Origin of the sequence: Streptomyces brasiliensis (genome assembly GCF_014647875.1) — a bacterium.
Classification (GTDB): domain Bacteria; phylum Actinomycetota; class Actinomycetes; order Streptomycetales; family Streptomycetaceae; genus Streptomyces; species Streptomyces brasiliensis.
On record NZ_BMQA01000274.1, the window covers coordinates 1 to 554 of the forward strand.

Annotated in this window: 1 protein-coding gene; it reads right to left on the reverse strand. The window is 63.0% G+C overall.

Features of this window, described 5'->3' with window-relative positions; translation table 11 throughout:
- Positions 1–534: reverse transcriptase domain-containing protein (locus IEZ19_RS50145; RefSeq protein WP_268248818.1), on the reverse strand; the 534-nt coding region annotated here is incomplete at its 3' end.
- Between the last annotated feature and the right edge of the window lie 20 nt (positions 535–554).

Sequence of the window (554 nt, forward strand, 5' to 3'; positions counted from 1 at the left end):
GACCAGCCACCGCTTGACATACAGGACCACCCAGGGCAGGTCGGTGTTCGCCTCGACCGCTTTGACGATCAGGTCCCACGGCACGGAGTCGAAGAACTTCCGGATGTCCAGATCGATCACCCAGTTGTTGTTCCAGCACCGTGTCCGGCAGGCCCCGACCGCATCCAGCGCGGACCGCTTCGGCCGGTAGCCGTAGGAGTCCGGATGGAAGATCGACTCGACCTTCGCCTCCAGCACTCCGGCCACCACCGTCTGCGCGATCCGGTCGGCGATGGTAGGCACGCCTAAAATTCTTGTACCCCCGCCGTGCGACTTCGCGATCTCCACCGCGCGGACCGCAGGAGGGAAGTACGTCCCCGAGGACATCCGGTTCCAGATTTTGTACAGGTTGCCCCGCAGATCCTTCTCGAACTCCTCGATCGACACTCCATCCACCCCGGCCGCACCCTTGTTCGCCTTGACTTTCTCCCACGCCTCCCAGACAGCCCACTTCGAGATCTCGAACGGCTTGCCTGATGATTTCAGCTCGTCCACGCGACTCCTCCCGGAGCGCT